Origin of the sequence: Bacillus swezeyi, from assembly GCF_030908325.1 — a bacterium.
Taxonomy (GTDB): Bacteria; Bacillota; Bacilli; order Bacillales; family Bacillaceae; genus Bacillus; species Bacillus swezeyi.
On the sequence record NZ_CP133085.1, the window covers coordinates 1,528,785 to 1,547,172 of the forward strand.

The 18,388-nt window shown below is 48.2% G+C and carries 14 protein-coding genes; all 14 read left to right on the top strand.

Features of this window, described 5'->3' with window-relative positions; translation table 11 throughout:
* Nucleotides 1-126: 126 nt before the first annotated feature.
* The 14 genes from RBH91_RS07435 to RBH91_RS07500 all read left to right on the top strand — a co-directional run bounded on the left by RBH91_RS07435 (nucleotide 127) and on the right by RBH91_RS07500 (nucleotide 18,283).
* On the top strand, nucleotides 127-1,428 hold the full coding sequence (locus RBH91_RS07435; RefSeq protein WP_404802484.1) for an ABC transporter substrate-binding protein: 1,302 nt from the start codon (nucleotides 127-129) through the stop codon (nucleotides 1,426-1,428).
* A 24-nt stretch (nucleotides 1,429-1,452) separates the two neighbouring features.
* Nucleotides 1,453-2,376, top strand: a complete 924-nt coding sequence (locus tag RBH91_RS07440; RefSeq protein ID WP_192855958.1) for a carbohydrate ABC transporter permease — start codon at nucleotides 1,453-1,455, stop codon at nucleotides 2,374-2,376.
* A 3-nt stretch (nucleotides 2,377-2,379) separates the two neighbouring features.
* On the top strand, nucleotides 2,380-3,273 hold the full coding sequence (locus tag RBH91_RS07445) for a carbohydrate ABC transporter permease (protein WP_307894001.1): 894 nt from the start codon (nucleotides 2,380-2,382) through the stop codon (nucleotides 3,271-3,273).
* A 17-nt stretch (nucleotides 3,274-3,290) separates the two neighbouring features.
* Nucleotides 3,291-4,325 (top strand): glycoside hydrolase family 88/105 protein, encoded by a 1,035-nt coding sequence (locus tag RBH91_RS07450; RefSeq protein WP_307894003.1) that lies wholly within the window; start codon nucleotides 3,291-3,293, stop codon nucleotides 4,323-4,325.
* A 46-nt stretch (nucleotides 4,326-4,371) separates the two neighbouring features.
* Nucleotides 4,372-6,678: a helix-turn-helix domain-containing protein gene (locus RBH91_RS07455; RefSeq protein WP_307894004.1), complete on the top strand. Its 2,307-nt coding sequence runs from the start codon at nucleotides 4,372-4,374 to the stop codon at nucleotides 6,676-6,678.
* 14 nt (nucleotides 6,679-6,692) lie between these two features.
* Nucleotides 6,693-7,403, top strand: a complete 711-nt coding sequence (locus tag RBH91_RS07460; protein ID WP_076762310.1) for a rhamnogalacturonan acetylesterase — start codon at nucleotides 6,693-6,695, stop codon at nucleotides 7,401-7,403.
* Entirely contained in the window at nucleotides 7,396-8,088 is a 693-nt protein-coding gene (locus RBH91_RS07465) for a DUF1961 family protein (protein ID WP_307894005.1), read from the top strand. The genes RBH91_RS07460 and RBH91_RS07465 overlap by 8 nt, the downstream gene beginning before the upstream one ends.
* Before the next feature lie 20 nt (nucleotides 8,089-8,108).
* Nucleotides 8,109-8,720 carry a YesL family protein gene (locus RBH91_RS07470; protein WP_307894006.1) on the top strand — a complete coding sequence of 204 codons (612 nt, stop codon included), beginning with the start codon at nucleotides 8,109-8,111 and terminating at the stop codon, nucleotides 8,718-8,720.
* A 191-nt stretch (nucleotides 8,721-8,911) separates the two neighbouring features.
* Nucleotides 8,912-10,807 carry a rhamnogalacturonan lyase gene (locus RBH91_RS07475; protein ID WP_307894007.1) on the top strand — a complete coding sequence of 632 codons (1,896 nt, stop codon included), beginning with the start codon at nucleotides 8,912-8,914 and terminating at the stop codon, nucleotides 10,805-10,807.
* Nucleotides 10,804-12,435 carry a GDSL-type esterase/lipase family protein gene (locus RBH91_RS07480; protein WP_307894008.1) on the top strand — a complete coding sequence of 544 codons (1,632 nt, stop codon included), beginning with the start codon at nucleotides 10,804-10,806 and terminating at the stop codon, nucleotides 12,433-12,435. The genes RBH91_RS07475 and RBH91_RS07480 overlap by 4 nt, the downstream gene beginning before the upstream one ends.
* Before the next feature lie 69 nt (nucleotides 12,436-12,504).
* Nucleotides 12,505-14,421 (top strand): rhamnogalacturonan lyase, encoded by a 1,917-nt coding sequence (locus RBH91_RS07485; RefSeq protein WP_449727721.1) that lies wholly within the window; start codon nucleotides 12,505-12,507, stop codon nucleotides 14,419-14,421.
* 115 nt (nucleotides 14,422-14,536) lie between these two features.
* The gene (locus tag RBH91_RS07490) at nucleotides 14,537-15,274 is read left to right on the top strand and encodes an MBL fold metallo-hydrolase (RefSeq protein WP_076762315.1); all 738 of its coding nucleotides are present in this window, start codon (nucleotides 14,537-14,539) and stop codon (nucleotides 15,272-15,274) included.
* Nucleotides 15,275-15,650: 376 nt separating this feature from the next.
* Entirely contained in the window at nucleotides 15,651-16,295 is a 645-nt protein-coding gene (locus RBH91_RS07495; RefSeq protein WP_076762316.1) for a rhamnogalacturonan acetylesterase, read from the top strand.
* Between the two features lie 2 nt (nucleotides 16,296-16,297).
* Complete coding sequence (locus RBH91_RS07500) at nucleotides 16,298-18,283, top strand: beta-galactosidase (RefSeq protein WP_307894009.1); 1,986 nt, start codon at nucleotides 16,298-16,300, stop codon at nucleotides 18,281-18,283.
* Nucleotides 18,284-18,388: the final 105 nt, after the last annotated feature.

An 18,388-nucleotide genomic window follows, 5' to 3' on the forward strand; every position in this document is an offset into this window, starting at 1 on the left:
GGCTTTTTTATATGGAAACAGAACTGACGGGATCTCTGTTTTTTTAACATTCTTCTCTGTTTTTTGAGTTTTTGGGACAGGATGGTGTCATTAAAATAAAATGTAAGCACTTACAAAAAGAGGAGGATGTTGATGAAAAGATTCGTGCTTTTCTCTTTATGCGCTTTCTTGATGCTTGGGCTTTACGGGTGCAGCTCCAACAGTGAAGAAACAGCAGGCGCAGACGGCAAAAAAACGATCACCTTGAGGGTCGCCTGGTGGGGCGGACAGCCGCGGCATGATTATACAACGAAAGTCATTGACATGTATGAAAAGGAAAATCCGCATGTCAAAATCGAAGCGGAGTTTGCAAATTGGGACGACTATTGGAAAAAGCTCGCTCCGATGTCAGCGGCCAACCAGCTGCCGGATGTCATCCAAATGGATACCGCCTATTTATCGCAATACGGGGAAAAAGGGCAGCTTGAAGATCTCTCAGCTTATGTGGAAGATGGTACGATCAACACCGATGCAGTCGATGATAAGACAATCAAGGGAGGTAACATCGGCGGCAAGCTGTATGGTTTTCCGCTCGGGGTCAATGTGCTGTCAGTCATTACAAATGATGACCTTCTAAAAGACGCCGGCGCGACGATTGATGATGAAAGCTGGACATGGAACGATTTTGAAAACCTTGCGCTCAAAGTGAGGGAAAAGACCGGCCAATACGGGTCAAACGGAATGCATCCGCCTGACGTATTTTTTCCATATTATCTCAGAACGAAAGGGGAGCGTTTATATAAAGAGGACGGAACGGGCCTCGCCTATACAGATGACAAGCTGTTTGTCGATTACTTTAAAAGGCAGGTGAAGCTTGTTGATGGGAAGGCTTCTCCGACGCCTGATGAAAGTGCGCAAATTAGAGGAATGGAAGACGATTTTATTGTAAAAGGAAGAACGGCTGCGACCTGGAATTACTCCAATCAATATTCGGCGTTTGCCCAGCTGACGGATGCGCCTCTTTCATTGCATCTGCCGCCTGAGCAGACGAAAGAAAAAGCGCTGTTTTTAAAGCCGAGCATGCTGTTTTCGATTCCAAAGAGTTCAAAACATAAAAAAGAGGCGGCTAAATTTATCGATTTCTTCATCAATAATGAAAAAGCCAATACGCTGATTAAAGGCGAACGGGGGGTTCCGGTCTCTTCCAAAGCGGCTGAAGCGGTGAAGTCAGAACTGAATGAAGAGGAAAAAAAGATTTTTGAATATGTCGAACGGGCTTCTAAACATGCAGGTGAATCAGATCCGCCCGAACCGATAGGCAGCGCTGAGATTATCAAATTGTTGAAGGATACTTCAGACCAAATTTTATTTAAAAAAATCACACCTGAACAGGGAGCCGTCAACTTCAGAAAAGAAGCGGACGCCATACTGAAACGAAATGAAAGGTAAGCCGGGCAAAGAAAGCAGCTCGGCCTGCAAGTCCAGGAGGATGTGAAAGTGAAGCGAAAATTACGAAATGACAACCTGGCGGGTTATGCGTTTATTTCTCCGTTTATTATCGGCTTTCTCTGCTTTACCGTGATTCCAATGGGGGCATCGCTGCTGCTGTCTTTTACCAATTATGATCTGTTTACAACGCCCCAGTGGATCGGCTTGGACAACTACAAAACGATGCTGACAGATGATGAGAAGTACTGGGGTTCATTGAAAGTGACGTTTTATTACGTGCTTGCCGGCGTGCCGCTCAGGCTGGCCTTCGCGCTTTTCATCGCGGTGATTTTGAACAGGGCAGAAAAAGGAGTTGGAATTTATCGGACGCTCTTTTATCTTCCGTCTATCATCGGCGGAAGTGTGGCCGTCGCGATTATGTGGCGCAATGTGTTTGGAAACGACGGTGTCATCAATGCGCTCCTGTTTTTTATCGGCATCGATCAAAAGATTCTTTGGTACCAGGACCCGACAAGTGCATTGTGGACCTTGATCCTTCTGTCGGTATGGCAATTCGGCTCTTCAATGCTGATCTTTCTGGCCGGATTGAAAAATATTCCGCCGATGTATCAGGAAGCGGCAAGCGTCGATGGCGCAAACAGGGTGCAGCGGTTTTTTATGATTACACTTCCGCTGCTTAGTCCGATGATCTTTTTTAACTTGGTGATGCAGACGATTTCCGCGTTTATGACCTTTACGCCCGCTTATATTATTTCTAAAGGAGAGGGCGGTCCGCTTGATGGGACGCTTTTGTATTCGCTTTATTTATTCCAGCGTGCCTTCAACTTTTTCCAAATGGGCTATGCCTCTGCTATGGCGTGGGTGATGCTCATTTTGATCGGCCTTGTGACATTCATTTTATTTAAAACATCATCCTTGTGGGTGCATTACGAATCAAAGGAGGAATAACAGATGGAGCCGGTAAAGGAAACTCCCGGGAGGACGGGGTCTGTACCGCTTGCCGCAAGGAGCGGAAAAAGCAAAACGGGACAGATCGTCTTCCATGCTGCAACGACTGGTCTTGCGATCATTCTTCTGTATCCCGTCATATGGCTGATGGTCAGCTCATTTAAAGAAAGCGCGAGCATTTTCACGACGTCCCATTCGTTAATTCCCGATCCTTTTGTCATATCCAATTATGCTGAAGGCTGGAAGGGAATCGCAGGACAGCCGTTTATCACATTCATCAAAAATTCGCTGATCATTGTCGGTTTTTCGACTGTCGGAGCCGTCCTGTCTTCCGCATTCATCGCTTATGGGTTCGCGCGGATTCCGTTCAAAGGAAAGGCGTTTTGGTTTGCCTGTATGATGGTGACGATGATGCTGCCTCACGAAGTGCTGATGATTCCGCAATACATCATTTTCGCCAAGCTGGATTGGCTGAATTCCTTCAAGCCGATTGTCGTTCCTCAGTTTTTTGGGCACGCGTTTTTTATTTTTTTGATGATCCAGTTTATCCGGACGATTCCGGTTGAACTCGATGAAGCGGCAAAGATTGACGGCTGCAGCCGGCTCGGCATCTTCTTCAGGGTGATCCTGCCGCTGATTGCCCCGGCGCTTGCCACATCTGCAATCTTTTCATTTTACTGGAAATGGGAAGAGCTGATCAATCCGCTCCTTTATTTGAACAAACCTGAGCTTTATCCGGTTTCTCTTGCGCTGAAGCTGTTTTTAGATACGGAAACCGCCTCAAATTGGGGCGCGATGTTTGCGATGTCTGTCATTTCGCTGCTGCCGGTGATGATCGTGTTTTTTGCCTTTCAAAAATCGATCGTTCAAGGAATCAGCATGAGCGGATTAAAATAAAAAGGGGAGAAGCGTGTATGACAAAGCTTGTTTTTGATGAAGAAAAACTAAAAGAAGTGATTGACAGAATCGTCAAACGGACCTTTGAAATGGATTTTGAATGGGATTGGCCGGGAGGTGTGGCGTTTTACGGCGTGGCAGAAGCTTATGAAGCCACGGAAAATGAAGAATACCTCCAGCTTTTGAAAAACTGGACAGATGAAAAGCTTGAAGACGGTTTGCCTAAGCTTTCGATCAACGGTGTATCCATCGGCCATACCCTTTTGTCGCTCTATCAGGCAACAGGTGATGACCGCTATCTTGATACAGCAAGTCAAATGGCAGACTATGTGCTGCATGATGCGCCGCGGTTTGCAGACGGTATCCTTCAGCACACCGTCAATTCAGAGAAGAACGTGTTTCCGGAACAGGCATGGGTCGATACGATGATGATGGCCGGCTTGTTTCTCCTCCGCATTGGGAAACTTGTTGGCAGTGAAGAATATTTTGAAGATGGACTGCGGCAGTATCACGGCCATGAGGAGTTTTTGCAGGATATGGATACCAATCTGTATTACCACGCCTGGGACAATGTGGCGAAAAACCATATGTCAGGCATATTTTGGGCGAGGGGAAATGGCTGGGCCGCTTTGACAATGGCTAAAGCGCTGCCATTGATTGATGTGACACATCCGTCTTTTATGATTATTGACGGCTCATTGAGAGATCTGCTGAGCGCGCTGGTCAGGCTCCAGCACTCTTCAGGGTTATGGCATACGATCCTGACAGATCCTGATTCATATCTAGAGGTCTCCGGTTCTGCCGGAATTGCGGCCGGCCTTTTGTCGAGAGGCTCTTTATACCACAAATCCATTCAGAAAACACTGACTGCCATCACAGATGCAGTTGTACCGGATGGCAGGGTTGAGCGCGTTTCCGCGGGAACGGCTGTCATGAGGGATGTTCAGGGCTATAAGGATGTGCCATATAAACGGATTCAAGGCTGGGGACAAGGGCTTGCGCTGACTTTTTTGGCAGATGTCGTCCGCTCTAAATCCCGCGCATTTCAATAAAAATTGAAAAAGAAACATTCTTTTCATTTGCAGTGGGGGGAGAGGAATGAAAAAGCTGCATCAAAGACATGTTTCACGGCGGAAGGGGACCTATTTTAAGAAAAGTTTTGTGTTGATATTGCTGATCGCGTGTATACCCGGTTTATTAACAGGCGCAGGCATCTATTTTTTCTCAGCCGCAAAAATTGAAAATGAGCTTCAGCATCTGCATGAAAGCCAAGTCGGACGCCAAATCAGCCAGATCGATGACAAGCTGGAAGGGCTTGAGATCATGCTCTCCCAGCTGGCATATGATACGCGGCTGATGAACGGCCTTGCTCATACAGACTTAAAGACAGACTTTCACACGACATACCGATTGTCAAAATCACTGTTTATGCTTCAGGACCAAAATCCGCTCATTCAGCGGGTTGAATTATTCATTCATGATGAACAGCCGCAGCTGCTAAATCCCGAATACAGCGGAATGACCGATAGAAATGCCCTGGAAGCGTATGATTCACTGCTTTCCGGCAAAAAAAACGTCTATTGGAAAAAATGGCGCGGCAGCTCTGGAGACATGGCTCTTATTCATAAAATCCCGGGCGGCATTTCCGAGCCGTTCGGCGCCCTGATTTTAACCGTTAATAAAAGAGAAATGAAGCATTTGCTGGAAAGCCTGTCACCTTATTCAAAAGGAACGGCTCTGCTTCTCAGCCGGGATCAGCGGGCCGTTTCTTCTGAAAAGGGAGGCGGCAGTGGCAATTTTGAAAGCGCTTTAAAAAATCGAGTCGGAAAAAAGCTGAATAAAGAAGGTTCCTTCTTCATGAAGTGGAAAGGGGAGAATTATTCGGTTTCCTATGGTCAGATGGACAGGCTCGGCCAGGAATGGACCTATGCTTCTGCTTCGCCGATGTCGTCCATTACAGCCCCGGTGCTGTTTTTATCTAAACTCGTCGCAGCAGTCAGCATGGCCGGGATCATGTTGGCTGTCATTCTCACATGGTATGCCTCACATAAAATCTACTTGCCTGTCGCAAAGCTTATCCAGCTTTGCTCAGGAGAAGAAAAGAAAACCGTCTCCGCTCTAGGACGTGATGAATTTCGTTGGCTTGAACAGCGCTGGGAAGACATGTCAAAAGAGAGCGGGAAGCTGAAAAAGCAGATGATGACCCAAATGTCCCAAGTGACAAGCGGATTTTTTCAGCGGCTCCTCCAAGGATCTTTTGCCGATGAATCAGAGCAAAACTTGAGGAACCGTCTGATGGGATGGGGCTGGGAAGCAAAAGACAAGATATTCATCATCATTGATATCCAGGTGACAGGCCTCCATGAGAGAGCCGGTTCTTTTGCCAATGAAGATGAAGGCTTGGTCAATTTCATGCTGGACAATATCACCCGTGAGCTGGCCGGCAAAACATTTAAACAGATGTATATCACCGATGTTCGCTCTTTATCGCTTGCGATATTGCTGATGAGCAGCCGGAAAACGGCATTGAAGGAAGAAATCGCACAATTTGTCCGCGAGCTGACGGAAATGATCCACACATTTTGCAGGCTTCATATCACGGCTACGCTCTCTAAACCGGTCAGTTTGGTAAAGGACATTCCTGTCATTTATGAAGAGGTGAAGGCAGGAAAGCTTTACAGGCAATTTGAAAATTCGAGCCAGCTGATCGATTTAAATCAGCGGGAAGAGAAGGCGCCATCGGAATCTTATTATCCGTTTGCCCTTGAAAAAAAGGTGATTCAAGCGATTCGTCTTGAAGAAAAAGATCAAGCCGAAAGTTTGATCAAGCTTTTTATTCAAGAGCTTACGGAAAAAGGGAAAACGGAGATTCGCATCCAGCCGGGGATGATTCAGCTGTTTGCAAGAATTCAGGAGGAGATTTTTCATTCCGGACTTCATCCGTATGAATTATTTGATCAAAAAGATCTGATGCGGGAACTGGCGGAGCTCAGAGAGCCATCGCATGCCGTCGTGTGGATGATGGAACGCGTCGTCGGCCCATATCTCAAAGAACTTGAAGGCAGAAACAACAGACGGCAAAAGCTGCTTGTCGAACAGGTGCTTGGGATGATTCATGAAAATTATATGAATGATCTTTCACTTGAAAGCTGCGCTGATGAAGCGGGAACGAATTCATATACGCTAAGCAAGGCGTTTAAGCAGGTAACTGGTATTAATTTTATCGACTATGTGACGCGCATGCGGATTGAAAAAGCAAAAGAGCTGCTCCTTGAAACGAATAAGAAAATACATGACGTTTCAGAGGAAGTCGGCTACAGACACAGCTATTTCAACCGGATTTTTAAAAAACAGGTCGGGATACCGCCGAGCCGCTACAGACAAATTCATCAGGAACCATCATGAAAAGGAGAGGAATCATGAAGAAAACGAATGAAAAACCAAAAGTAGCCGTGTATTTGGCGGGGGATTCGACCGCAGCCGACTGTCCTCCTCATGAAGCTCCGATGGCCGGCTGGGGCCAGCTGCTCCCGCTGTATTTTACAAGCGAGGCCAAAATCGTCAATCTGGCGAAAGGCGGGGCAAGCTCCAACCGCTTCATCACAGAGGGGCGTCTTGATGACATCGCCGGCCGGCTGGCGGAAGGGGATTATGTACTGATTCAATTCGGTCACAATGATCAAAAGGCGTACGGCACAGATCCGTTTACATCGTATCAGGCGCATCTTGCCCGCTATGTGAAAGCCGTTCGGGCAAAACAGGCGTTTCCGGTTTTTGTTACACCTGTCCACAGGCGTTATTTTGATGAGAATGGAAGCGTCGTCAACACGCTCGGCGACTTTCCGAAAGCGATGATTGAGCTTGCAGAAAACCTCGATGTTCCGCTCATCGATTTATGGTCAAAAACGAAGGCCCTCTATGAATCTTTCGGAATCGAAGGCTCAAAGCGGCTGTTCGTTCACTTTCTGCCGAATGAGCATCCCCATTATCCTGACGGAATCGAAGACAACACCCATTTTTCTGAAAACGGAGCCCGTCAGATTGCAAAGCTTGTCACAGAAGGCATCAGGGAGCTTTGTCTTCCTCTTTCGGCTTATCTTCAGACGGAAAGGAGAAACTGCAATGTCTAACAATAACAGGCGGGAAGGAAGCGTCATCTATCAAAATCGTTTGGCATCTGCCGAAGATCTTCGCGGCTGGGTCATGGAAGGGGAAGGCAAGATCAGTTTTCCGTTTGGCAGACTGCATCTGGAAAACAAACTTGATCCGGAAGATTATGGAGATGATGCACACTTTGTCTACTGGTGCCCGGAGACATTTCCGGATGAAATGATTGTGAAATGGGACTTCTATCCCGTGAGAGAGCCCGGATTGTGCATGATATTTTTCGCGGCTTCCGGACGGAATGGAGAAGATCTGTTTGACCGGAAGCTGGCAGAGAGAACCGGAAAGTACCCGGAATACCATTCAGGTGATATCAATGCCCTGCATCTGTCCTATTTCAGGCATAAGCATGATAATGAGAGAGCGTTCAGAACATGCAATCTCCGGAAAAGCCACGGTTTTCATCTTGTGCAGGAGGGAGCCGACCCGCTTCCGCCCGCTGCTGATGCTCTTCCGCCTTATCGGATGAGACTCGTGAAAGACGGGGCATACGTTCATTTTTCGATCAACGGGCTGTCCATTCTGGAATGGACGGATGACGGCAGCCGCTTTGGCCCGGTTTATGGCGGAGGAAAAATCGGTTTCAGACAAATGGCGCCGCTGAAAGCGGCATACGGTCATTTTGAGGTGCGCCAGCTGCTGCGCGTCTAGAGGAAGAAGGGAGGAGCATCATGCGGGAAAATGGCGTGATGGCGATGATTTACGGCGGCTGTGAAGCGGTCATGAAGATCGCCTTGCTGAACGGGCTGTGGCTTTTGTTTACGGTGGGCGGAGGCATCGTTTTCGGCTGGGCTCCGAGCACGGCCGCAATGTTCGCGATTGTCCGCAAGTGGCTGCTCGGTTATACAGATCTGCCGATTTTGACAACCTTTTATCAAACGTACAAAAAGGAGTTTATCAAAACAAACGGACTGGGCCTCATACTTGCAGCTGCCGGATATATTTTAATCGTCAACTATCAATTTTTTCATGCTCGCGCAGACTTGTTTTCGATCATGATCAGTTATGTGACATTGCTGGCCGGACTGGCATACTTGGTGATTGTCGTTTATATTTTTCCGCTTTATGTTCATTTTCAGCTGCCCTTTGTCCGCTATTTTTCCCAGGCTGTACTGATCGGTCTGCTTCGCCCTTTGACTACGGCCGGGATGGCCGCAGCGGGCGCGGTGGTCGTCTATGTTTTGTTGACTTTACCGGGACTGATTCCGTTTTATGGTGTCAGCTTATTTGCTCTTGTATTTATGTTTATCGCACATCGCTGTTTTTTGCGCTTGGAAGTGTGACCGATTTCGGGCAAAAAAGAGAAAGAAAGGCAAAAAAGTGTCAATTTCATAGTTTATGCCGTGATATCACGGTCTGTCTTTGCCATTTCATATTCATTGTCCATGCAAAAAAGTGCGATTGAATAAAAATGGAAGTCATAATAGAATCCCATTTAAGTAAGCGCTTACAAAAATCTTGAAGGGAGACGATTATGAACAAAGGCAGGAAAAGGTGGAGGAAACTGTTGGCGGCTTCATCTCTATTATTGCTCACCCTTGTTCCGGCGGTTTCGGAACAAGCGGAAGCAGGCGGAACGCAAGCGGTGCAAGCCAGACAAATGGAGTCGCTGGCACGGGGGCTTGTCGCTGTCAAAACTGGAAACGGCGTTTTTGTGAGCTGGCGGCTGCTCGGGACCGAGCCGTCTTCTGTTTCATTTAATGTGTATCGAAACGGACGGAAACTGAACAATTCCCCGATTACGTCCAGTACAAATTATCAGGATGCGGGGGGAGATACAAATGCTTCCTATTACGTACGCGCCGTATTAAACGGCAGGGAGCAGGCACCTTCTGAAACAGTCGGTGTCTGGGGGAAGAATTATAAATCGATCCCGCTGCAGAAGCCGGCCGGCGGGAAAACCCCTGATGGCGTGTCATACACTTACAGCGCCAATGATGCAAGCGTCGGTGACCTTGATGGTGACGGCGAATACGAGATGATTCTTAAATGGGATCCATCCAACTCAAAGGACAATTCGCAGGACGGTTATACAGGAGAAGTGTTTATCGACGCTTATAAGCTTGACGGCACGAGAATGTGGAGAATCGGCCTTGGCAAAAACATCCGCGCCGGCGCCCATTATACGCAGTTCCTCGTTTATGATTTCGACGGCGACGGAAAAGCGGAAATCGCGATGAAGACGGCTGACGGAACAAAAGATGGAAAAGGAAAGGTGATCGGCAGCAACAATGCCGACTATCGGAATGCCCAAGGCCGGGTTTTGTCAGGACCTGAATATTTGACGATTTTTAAAGGTGATACGGGCGGCGAGCTTGCAACGGTAGACTACGAACCTGCGCGCGGAAATGTAGCCGATTGGGGAGACAGCTACGGCAACAGGGTTGACCGTTTTCTCGCCGGTGTCGCATATCTTGACGGAGAACGGCCAAGCATTGTGATGGCGCGCGGCTATTACACGAGGACGGTGCTTGTCGCTTATAACTGGAGAGATGGAAAGCTGACAAAACGGTGGACGTTTGATTCAAACACACCTGGAAATGAGGCATATGCAGGACAGGGCAACCACAGTTTGAGTGTGGCAGATGTTGACGGCGATGGGAAAGATGAAATTTTATACGGTGCAATGGCGGTCGATCACGACGGTAAAGGGATGTATTCAACGGGATGGGGGCATGGAGATGCCATGCATGCCGGAAACCTTGATCCGTCAAGAGCGGGATTGGAAGTATTTCAAGTTCATGAAAACAGCCATTCTCCTTACGGGTTGTCATTCCGCGATGCGGCAACCGGAAAACTGATTTGGGGCGTCCACGCCGGAAAGGATGTCGGACGCGGGATGGCGGCTGACATTGATCCGCGCCATGAGGGAGCAGAAGTATGGGCAAATGGCGGTCTGTACACGGCAAAAGGCGCAAAGATCGGCAGCGCTCTGCCTTCTTCAACGAACTTTGGCATCTGGTGGGACGGAGATCTTCAGCGGGAGCTTCTTGACAGCAACAGAATTGATAAATGGGACTATCAAAATGCGAGAACGATCAATTTGCTGACAGCTGCGGGAGCTTCTTCAAACAACGGTACAAAAGCAACGCCCGCTTTGCAGGCTGACATTCTCGGCGACTGGCGCGAAGAAGTGATATGGCGCACCGCTGACAGCAGTTCATTGCGCATCTACACGACAACTGCCGTGACAAACCACCGTATTTATACGCTGATGCATGACGCTGTCTATCGTCTCGGAATAGCCTGGCAAAACGTCGGCTACAATCAGCCGCCGCACACTAGTTTCTATTTGGGAGAAGGCATGCCGGCTCAAGAGAAGCCGAATATTTATACACGTGCTGATCAAAAAGGAGAGCTGGAAAAATGAAGACACATCTTCGTTTTATCAGAATGATTTCCTTGCTCTTCCTCCTCTTGGCGGGGTTCGGAGGCCTGGCAGATCCGCAAAAAGCTGCTGCTGAAACCGGTCGGAAACTCTTCCTTTTTGACTTTGGAGCGGGCCCGGCAGAAAAAGATTATATGAAAGTGGAGGAGACATCCGCTTACAAAAAGGATAAGGGGTATGGGTTTTCCCATTTGGACGGAATCAAATGCAAACGGACAGAAAAAAAGGAAGCATTGCGCAAAGACTACTGCTTTGTAAATCAGTCTGCATTTTTAACAGATCTTGAAAATGGAACATACCAAGTTACGGTATTTGCCTCATCAGCTGAAGAAGTGGCGCTTTTTGCAGAAGGCGAAGCAGTGGGATCGATTCCGGCAGGAGCAAAGGGAAGTGAGGCGGAAAAAGCCTTCACGGTTTCAATTGAAGATGGAAGGCTTGATCTTGAGTGGCGCGGAGCATCACCAAAGGTGTATGCCGTTGAAATTTCGAAAATCCATCAATTTGATTTCGGGGATGGGCCGGCAGCACCCGGATTTACGCCGGTTTCTGCCAGAGCTGGCTATGATCCTGACATAGGCTACGGATTTGACGACGCATCCAAGGTGTCCTGTACAGACCGCGGCACGGATGATCCGCTTCGCTCAGATTTTTGCATCTCCGACGGCACCTCGTTTTCCCTCGATCTGCCGAACGGTACGTATGAAGTAAAGATCATCACCGGGGATGCGCTGCAAAAAACGAATATGGATGTACGGGCAAACGGGATGCTTCAGCTTTATTCGTTTGGAGCAGGAGCGGGCGGATACAATGAAAAAACCTTTCCGATTACGATTTCTGACGGCCACCTCTCCATTCAATGCATGACGGCAAGAACGCTGCCCCGTGTCAATGCAGTGGTCATCACGAAAACGGCTTATCATAGAACCGATGACAAAACGACGGTTTTTCTGGCTGGTGACTCCACGGTATCCGACTATGAACCCGGATATGCGCCGATGGCCGGCTGGGGGCAGTTTTTAGGCGGTTATTTTACCAATGAGATTGTCATTGACAACCAGGCGAAACGGGCAAGGAGCGCGAAAAGCTTTGTTGATGAACGATCCCTTGATACGATCTTGAATCGCATGAAACAGGGGGACTATCTGTTTATTCAGTTCGGCATAAATGATGCAGGACCGGACCCGGCCCGCCATACAGATCCTTATACGACATTTCAGGACTATTTGAGAATGTACATTGCAAGTGCCCAGGAAAAAGGAGGACATCCCGTGCTCGTCACTTCCCAAAGCAAGCGGACGTTCGATGAAAACGGCGTTTTTTACAACAGCATCGGAGAGTATCCGAATGCGATGAAGCAGATCGGCCGGGAGATGAATGTGCCTGTCATCGATCTGAACAGAAAAAGCCTCGCTTTTTACAATACGATCGGTATTGAAGCGACTAAAAAAGTGTTTATGTTTTTAGAGCCAGGTGAGAGCCCGAATTATCCGGACGGTGCGCAGGACAGAGTGCATTTTCAGGAGTACGGAGCCAATCAATTGGCAAGGCTCGTCACAGAAGAGATTTCGGATTTGAACCTTTATCCGCTTAAACGCGCGTTAAGGAAATAAGCAGACAGCCGCCGGGGGAATCATACAAATGATTCTCCCGATCAGCTAAAACCGAAAGGAGAGCTGGCGATGAAGAATGCAGAAGACAGCCTGGCTGCCGAAGGCTTTCACCAAGACAAAACAGCGGCTAAGCCGAGGCAAATGGAGTGCTTAAACCGAGGTCTTATTGCAGTGAAAACAGAAAGAGGCGTTTTCATCAGCTGGAGATTGCTGGGGACAGATCCTCATGAAACAGCCTTTAACATTTATCGCGATGGAACGCGAATCAATGCCAGCCCCATTTCATCATCAACCAATTATCTCGACGAACACGGCGATGAAAAATCCGTCTATTTCGTCAAATCGATTCTTCGTGGGAAAGAGTGCGCGAAATCAAAAGAAACGACCGTCTGGAAGAAGCCGTATATGGATGTTCCGCTCAATAAGCCGGAAGGCGGGACGGCCCCTGACGGCAAAGCTTACACATACAGCGCTAATGACGCCAGCATCGGCGATCTTGACGGTGACGGCGAATATGAAATCGTGCTCAAATGGGACCCGTCCAATTCAAAAGACAATGCCCATAACGGCTATACCGGTGAAGTGTTCATAGACGCCTATAAGCTTGACGGCACATTTTTATGGAGAATCAACCTCGGGAAAAACATCCGCGCTGGCGCCCATTATACCCAGTTTATGGTCTGTGATCTTGACGGTGACGGAAAAGCGGAAATCGCCATGAAAACGGCTGACGGGACGATGGACGGGACAGGCAGGGTAATTGGTGATCATAATGCTGATTACAGAAATGAGCAAGGGAGGATTTTATCAGGCCCTGAATACTTGTCCATTTTTGCTGGTGAAACGGGCGAGGAATTGGTGACCGTCGATTATGATCCGCCGCGCGGCAGGCTTGAAGACTGGGGAGACGGCTACGGCAACCGAATGGACCGGTTTCTTGCCGGTATTGCCTATTTGGATGGAGAAAGGCCGAGTTTGGTGATGGCACGCGGCTATTACACAAGAACAGTGCTTGCTGCTTATAACTTCCGCGGCGGCCGGCTAACCAAGCTATGGACCTTTGACAGTGAAAAGCCTGAATATGCCGCATATGCCGGACAGGGGAATCACAGCCTCAGCGTTGCCGATGTGGATGGCGATGGGAAGGATGAAATCATCTACGGTGCAATGGCCGTCGATCATGACGGAACAGGACTTTATACGACCGGGCTTGGACACGGGGATGCGATGCACCTGAGCGACCTTGACCCTGATAGGCCGGGGTTTGAAGTTTTTCAAGTTCATGAAGATCCGCGCCTTCCTTACGGCCTGTCTTTCCGCGATGCGGAAACAGGTGAGGTTCTTTGGGGCATCCCTGCCGATACTGATGTCGGACGGGGAATGGCGGCGCATATCGATCCCCGCTATCAAGGCGCACTTGTTTGGGCGATCGATCCTCCTGGAAGTGAAGGACATTCATACGGCCTATATACGTGTAAGGGAGAAAAAATCAGCGATGCGCCCCCGGTCTCAGCCAATTTTGCGATTTGGTGGGACGGGGATCTGCTCCGTGAACTGCTTGACCACGATTGGAAAGAGCCCGAAGGCGTGCCGAAAATTGATAAGTGGGACTATCACTGCGGCAGGCTGATCAATCTTCTCACAGCTGAAGGAACGCTTTCCAACAACTGGACGAAAGGGACGCCTGTTCTTCAGGCGAATATATTTGGCGATTGGCGGGAAGACGTGATGTTCAGAACGGCAGAAAGCGATGCGTTGCGAATTTATACAACAACTGAATTGACTGAACACCGTTTTTATACGTTCATGCATGATCCTGTCTATCGTTTGGCGGTCGCCTGGCAAAATGTTGCTTACAATCAGCCGCCGCACCCGGGCTTTTATTTGGGGACAGGGATGAAAAAACCGCCCCAGCCGAATATTTATACAGTTTCTGCTAATGGAAAATCCACATTTAATGATGGTGAACAAAAATATATTGACTAAAATTATGAAATGTGGTATAATAAAATATTTATTTGACAAAATATAAATCCGCTATTAATCTATTTGATTTACAGCAAAGCTGTATGCCATTTTAGCGTAAGGAGCGGATGAACCGATGAGACTATCAGATGGACTTGAGATGCTTGAATTGGGCAGCGAAGCTTTTGGCCATAAAATTGTACTGAATCCGGTGCTTGTATGGGATGAGGAAGACGCCGTTTTAATTGACACCGGCATGCCGGGACAACTTGACCAAATCCTTAAGGGGCTGAGCGGCACGGGAATCTCCTTAGGGATGCTGAAGGCGGTTGTTTTGACGCATCAAGATATTGACCACATCGGCAATCTTCCTGATCTTTTACAGGAAGCGGACGGACGGGCGAAAAGCTATGCCCATAAGCTTGAAAAGCCGTATATTGAAGGCGAGCGTCCACTGCTGAAAACAGATCCGGGGAAGATAGACGATGAGACAAAACAAGCATTGCCGAAAGATCTTCTCACTATATATGAAAATCCGCCGAAGGCAAAAATTGACCGCCTTTTGGAAGACGGAATGGAGCTGCCGTTTTGCGGCGGCATTCAGGTCATCGCTACACCTGGGCATACAGACGGTCATATCAGCCTTTATTTGAAAAAAAGCAAAACATTAATTACGGGCGATGCATTGGTTTGTTCCGAAGGCATTTTACAGCCGCCCATTCCTAAGGTGACACCCGATATGAAGCAGGCGGTCCAATCGCTTGAGAAGCTTTTGCCATTCGATATCAACAGGGTGATCTGTTATCACGGCGGAGCTGTTGAAGGAGACCCTAAAGAACGGATCAGGGAGATCATGAATCAGGCAAACTCGTAACCTACTGTAAAAATAAAAAGATGGATGGAGCGGCTGTTAGCCGCTATCTTTCTATGTAAAGCAAAAAAGTATGATTGTGAACTGAAACCTGCTCCCATAAAATGAATGGTAAGCGATTTCATTCCAGGGGAAAAGGGGACGAATATGGAGTATCAGGTAAATGGCAACCGTTATAAAAATTTGGTATATAACCGCTGCGGACGTTCGGGGCTGAAGCATAGCCTGGCTTTTAAAAGATCCCCGAGTCACTTCAGTTTGAATCGGGGCAAGCAAAGCCGAGCAGATCGAAGAAAATGTTGTTGTGATAGGGTCACCTGGTTTTTCAAATGAAACTCGGCAGGATAGAAAAGATTTTTTATGAAAAGGAGTGGTCATATTGACAATCAGCATTTATTTGGCCGGTGATTCGACAGTGCAAAATTATCAGGCAGACTCGCCGCAGGGAGGCTGGGGTGAATTTCTCCAATCCTATTTGACGGGAGATGTACAGGTGATCAATCGGGCGATCGGAGGCCGGAGTTCAAAAACCTTTGTTGAAGAAGGAAGGCTCGCCTCGATTTTAGATGTGATCAAAAAAGGCGACTGGCTGTTCGTACAAATGGGGCACAATGATGCATCGAAAGATAAACCTGAGCGTTATACTGAGCCGTATACGACTTATAAACAATACTTAAAAATGTATGTCGAAGGGGCGCGCCAAAAAGGTGCCGAACCGCTTCTCATAACCCCTGTGGCAAGGCTTCATTACAAGGACGGCGTCTTTTTGAACGATTTTCCCGACTATTGCATTGCCATGAAACAGGTGGCGGATGAAGAAAATGTCCGCTTAATCGATTTGATGGATAAAAGCCTCCAGCATTTTGCGGAAAAAGGCTACAGTGAGATTTTTAAATATTTCATGATTTCAGAAAATGTAAACGATTACACCCATTTCACCAAAAAAGGCGCCCGGAAAATGGCGAAGCTCGTGTCAGCCGGCATTCAGGAGCTCAGTCTGCCATTTGTAAAAAAGACGGTGTGAAAATGAACAGAAAACTGTATCACGGCGCCTGCTTTTATCCCGAATTATGGGATGAATCGGTTCTTGAAGAAGATATCAGAATGATGAAAGAAACGGGGATCAATGTCGTCAGAATCGGAGAGTTTGCCTGGTCGAAAATGGAGCCTGAGGAAGGGGAAATCGATGTCGGCTTTTTTGTGAACGTGATCAAAAAGCTTTATGATAATCAAATTGAAACCGTGATGTGCACACCGACCCCGACTCCGCCGATTTGGCTTACCCACGGACACCCGGAAAGACTGCATGTGAATGAAAAAGGGGAGACGATGGGGCATGGTTCTAGACAGCATGTCTGTACAAACCATCCATATTTCAGAGAGCGGGCTCGACTGATCACCGAGCACATTGCCAAAGAAATCGGCGGTCTGCCTGGACTTGCCGGCTGGCAGCTTGACAATGAATTCAAATGCCATGTCACAGAATGCATGTGTGAAACGTGCAAAACATTGTGGCACAAATGGCTAAAGGAGCGTTATCAGTCGATTGACCGCCTCAACGAAGCGTGGGGAACTGATATTTGGAGTGAAACATACCAGCGCTTTGATCAAGTCCCGCAGCCCGGTCTGACACCGTTTTTACACAACTCTTCTTTAAGGACGATGTATCAGCTGTTTTCAATGGAAAAAATCGCCGAGTTTGCATGTGAACAAGCAGCAGTCATCAGGTCTTACTCTGATGCGCCGATCACCCATAACAGCAGTGTTATGTTCGGCGTGAATAATGAAGAACTGTTCAGAGGCCTTGACTTTGCATCTTTTGATACGTATGCCACCCAAGAGAACAGCGCTGCCTTTTTGTTTAACTGTGATTTATGGAGAAACATAAAAAAAGGGCGGGCTTTTTGGATTATGGAAACAAGCCCTTCTTACAGCGCTTCACTTGAAAGCTATGCTCTGCCGCATGAAAACGGCTATTTGAAAGCCGAAGCAGTGTCATCCTATGCCCTGGGAGGAGCCGCCTTCTGCTATTGGCTGTGGCGGCAGCAGAGAGCGGGTTCTGAACAGCCGCACGGTGCCGTCCTCAGCGCATGGGGGGAGCCGGATGTGGGGTATCGGAACGTACTTGAAGTCGAGCGCGCCAGAAAAGAGATCGAGAACATTATGCTGGCGACTGTTCCCGTCCAGGCAGAAACGGCTGTCGTCTATTCAGACCGTGCGAAGGTGTTTTTAAAGACGGAGCCCCACCGCCGCCTCCATTACAGGGCGCTTATGACCGAATTTTATGAACGGTTTTTATCATTGGGCATCCACAGGGACGTCATTTTGGAAGGGAGCCCGCTTGACGGATATAAACTGCTGTTTACGCCATTTATTCATTATTTGCCGCCTGAATTTATCGAAAAGGCATCAGCATTTACAGAAAACGGCGGAATCTGGATAGCGGGCCCTTTGACAGGAGGGAGAACGGAACATCATACGATTCACACAGATTGCGGGTTGGGGGATTTAGAAAAATGCGCCGGTGTAAAAACACTCTTTACTTATCCGGTGGATGAACGGAACACAATCGGAAAAGCTTTTGGTGTCAAGGCGCCGCTGAGCCTATGGAGCGCTGTTTTTGAATCCGGTCATGCTGAGGCGGTCGGTATCATCGAAAAAGGGGCGGCGCCCGGCAAGGCATTCATAACAGAGCATAAACGCGGAAAAGGAAAAATCGTCATGCTCGGCTCCATGCCTGCAGGGGAAGCCGGAGATATCATGCTGAAAAAGCTGATCAGCCATTATGCCGAAGAAGCCGGTGTCACACAGGGAACGGATGTTACGCCCGGTACGATCGTCGCTCCGCGGAGAGGGCCGGACGGCATGGTCTGGGTGGTCGTCAATATGGACGGCAAAGGAGGAGAAGTGACGCTTCCTGAGGATGGCACCGACCTGATATCAGGCGAGCGATCGGCAAACCGCTTGAAGCTCACACCGTACGAATACCGTGTGATTCAGTTTCCTAAATAGAGCGCAAAGCCGCTGACATTGTCGGCGGCTTTTCTTTTGCTTCCTTTAAAGAAACAAAAGAAGGGCCATTTCGCAAAAAAGGAGAAAATACACTGCCTGTCTCGG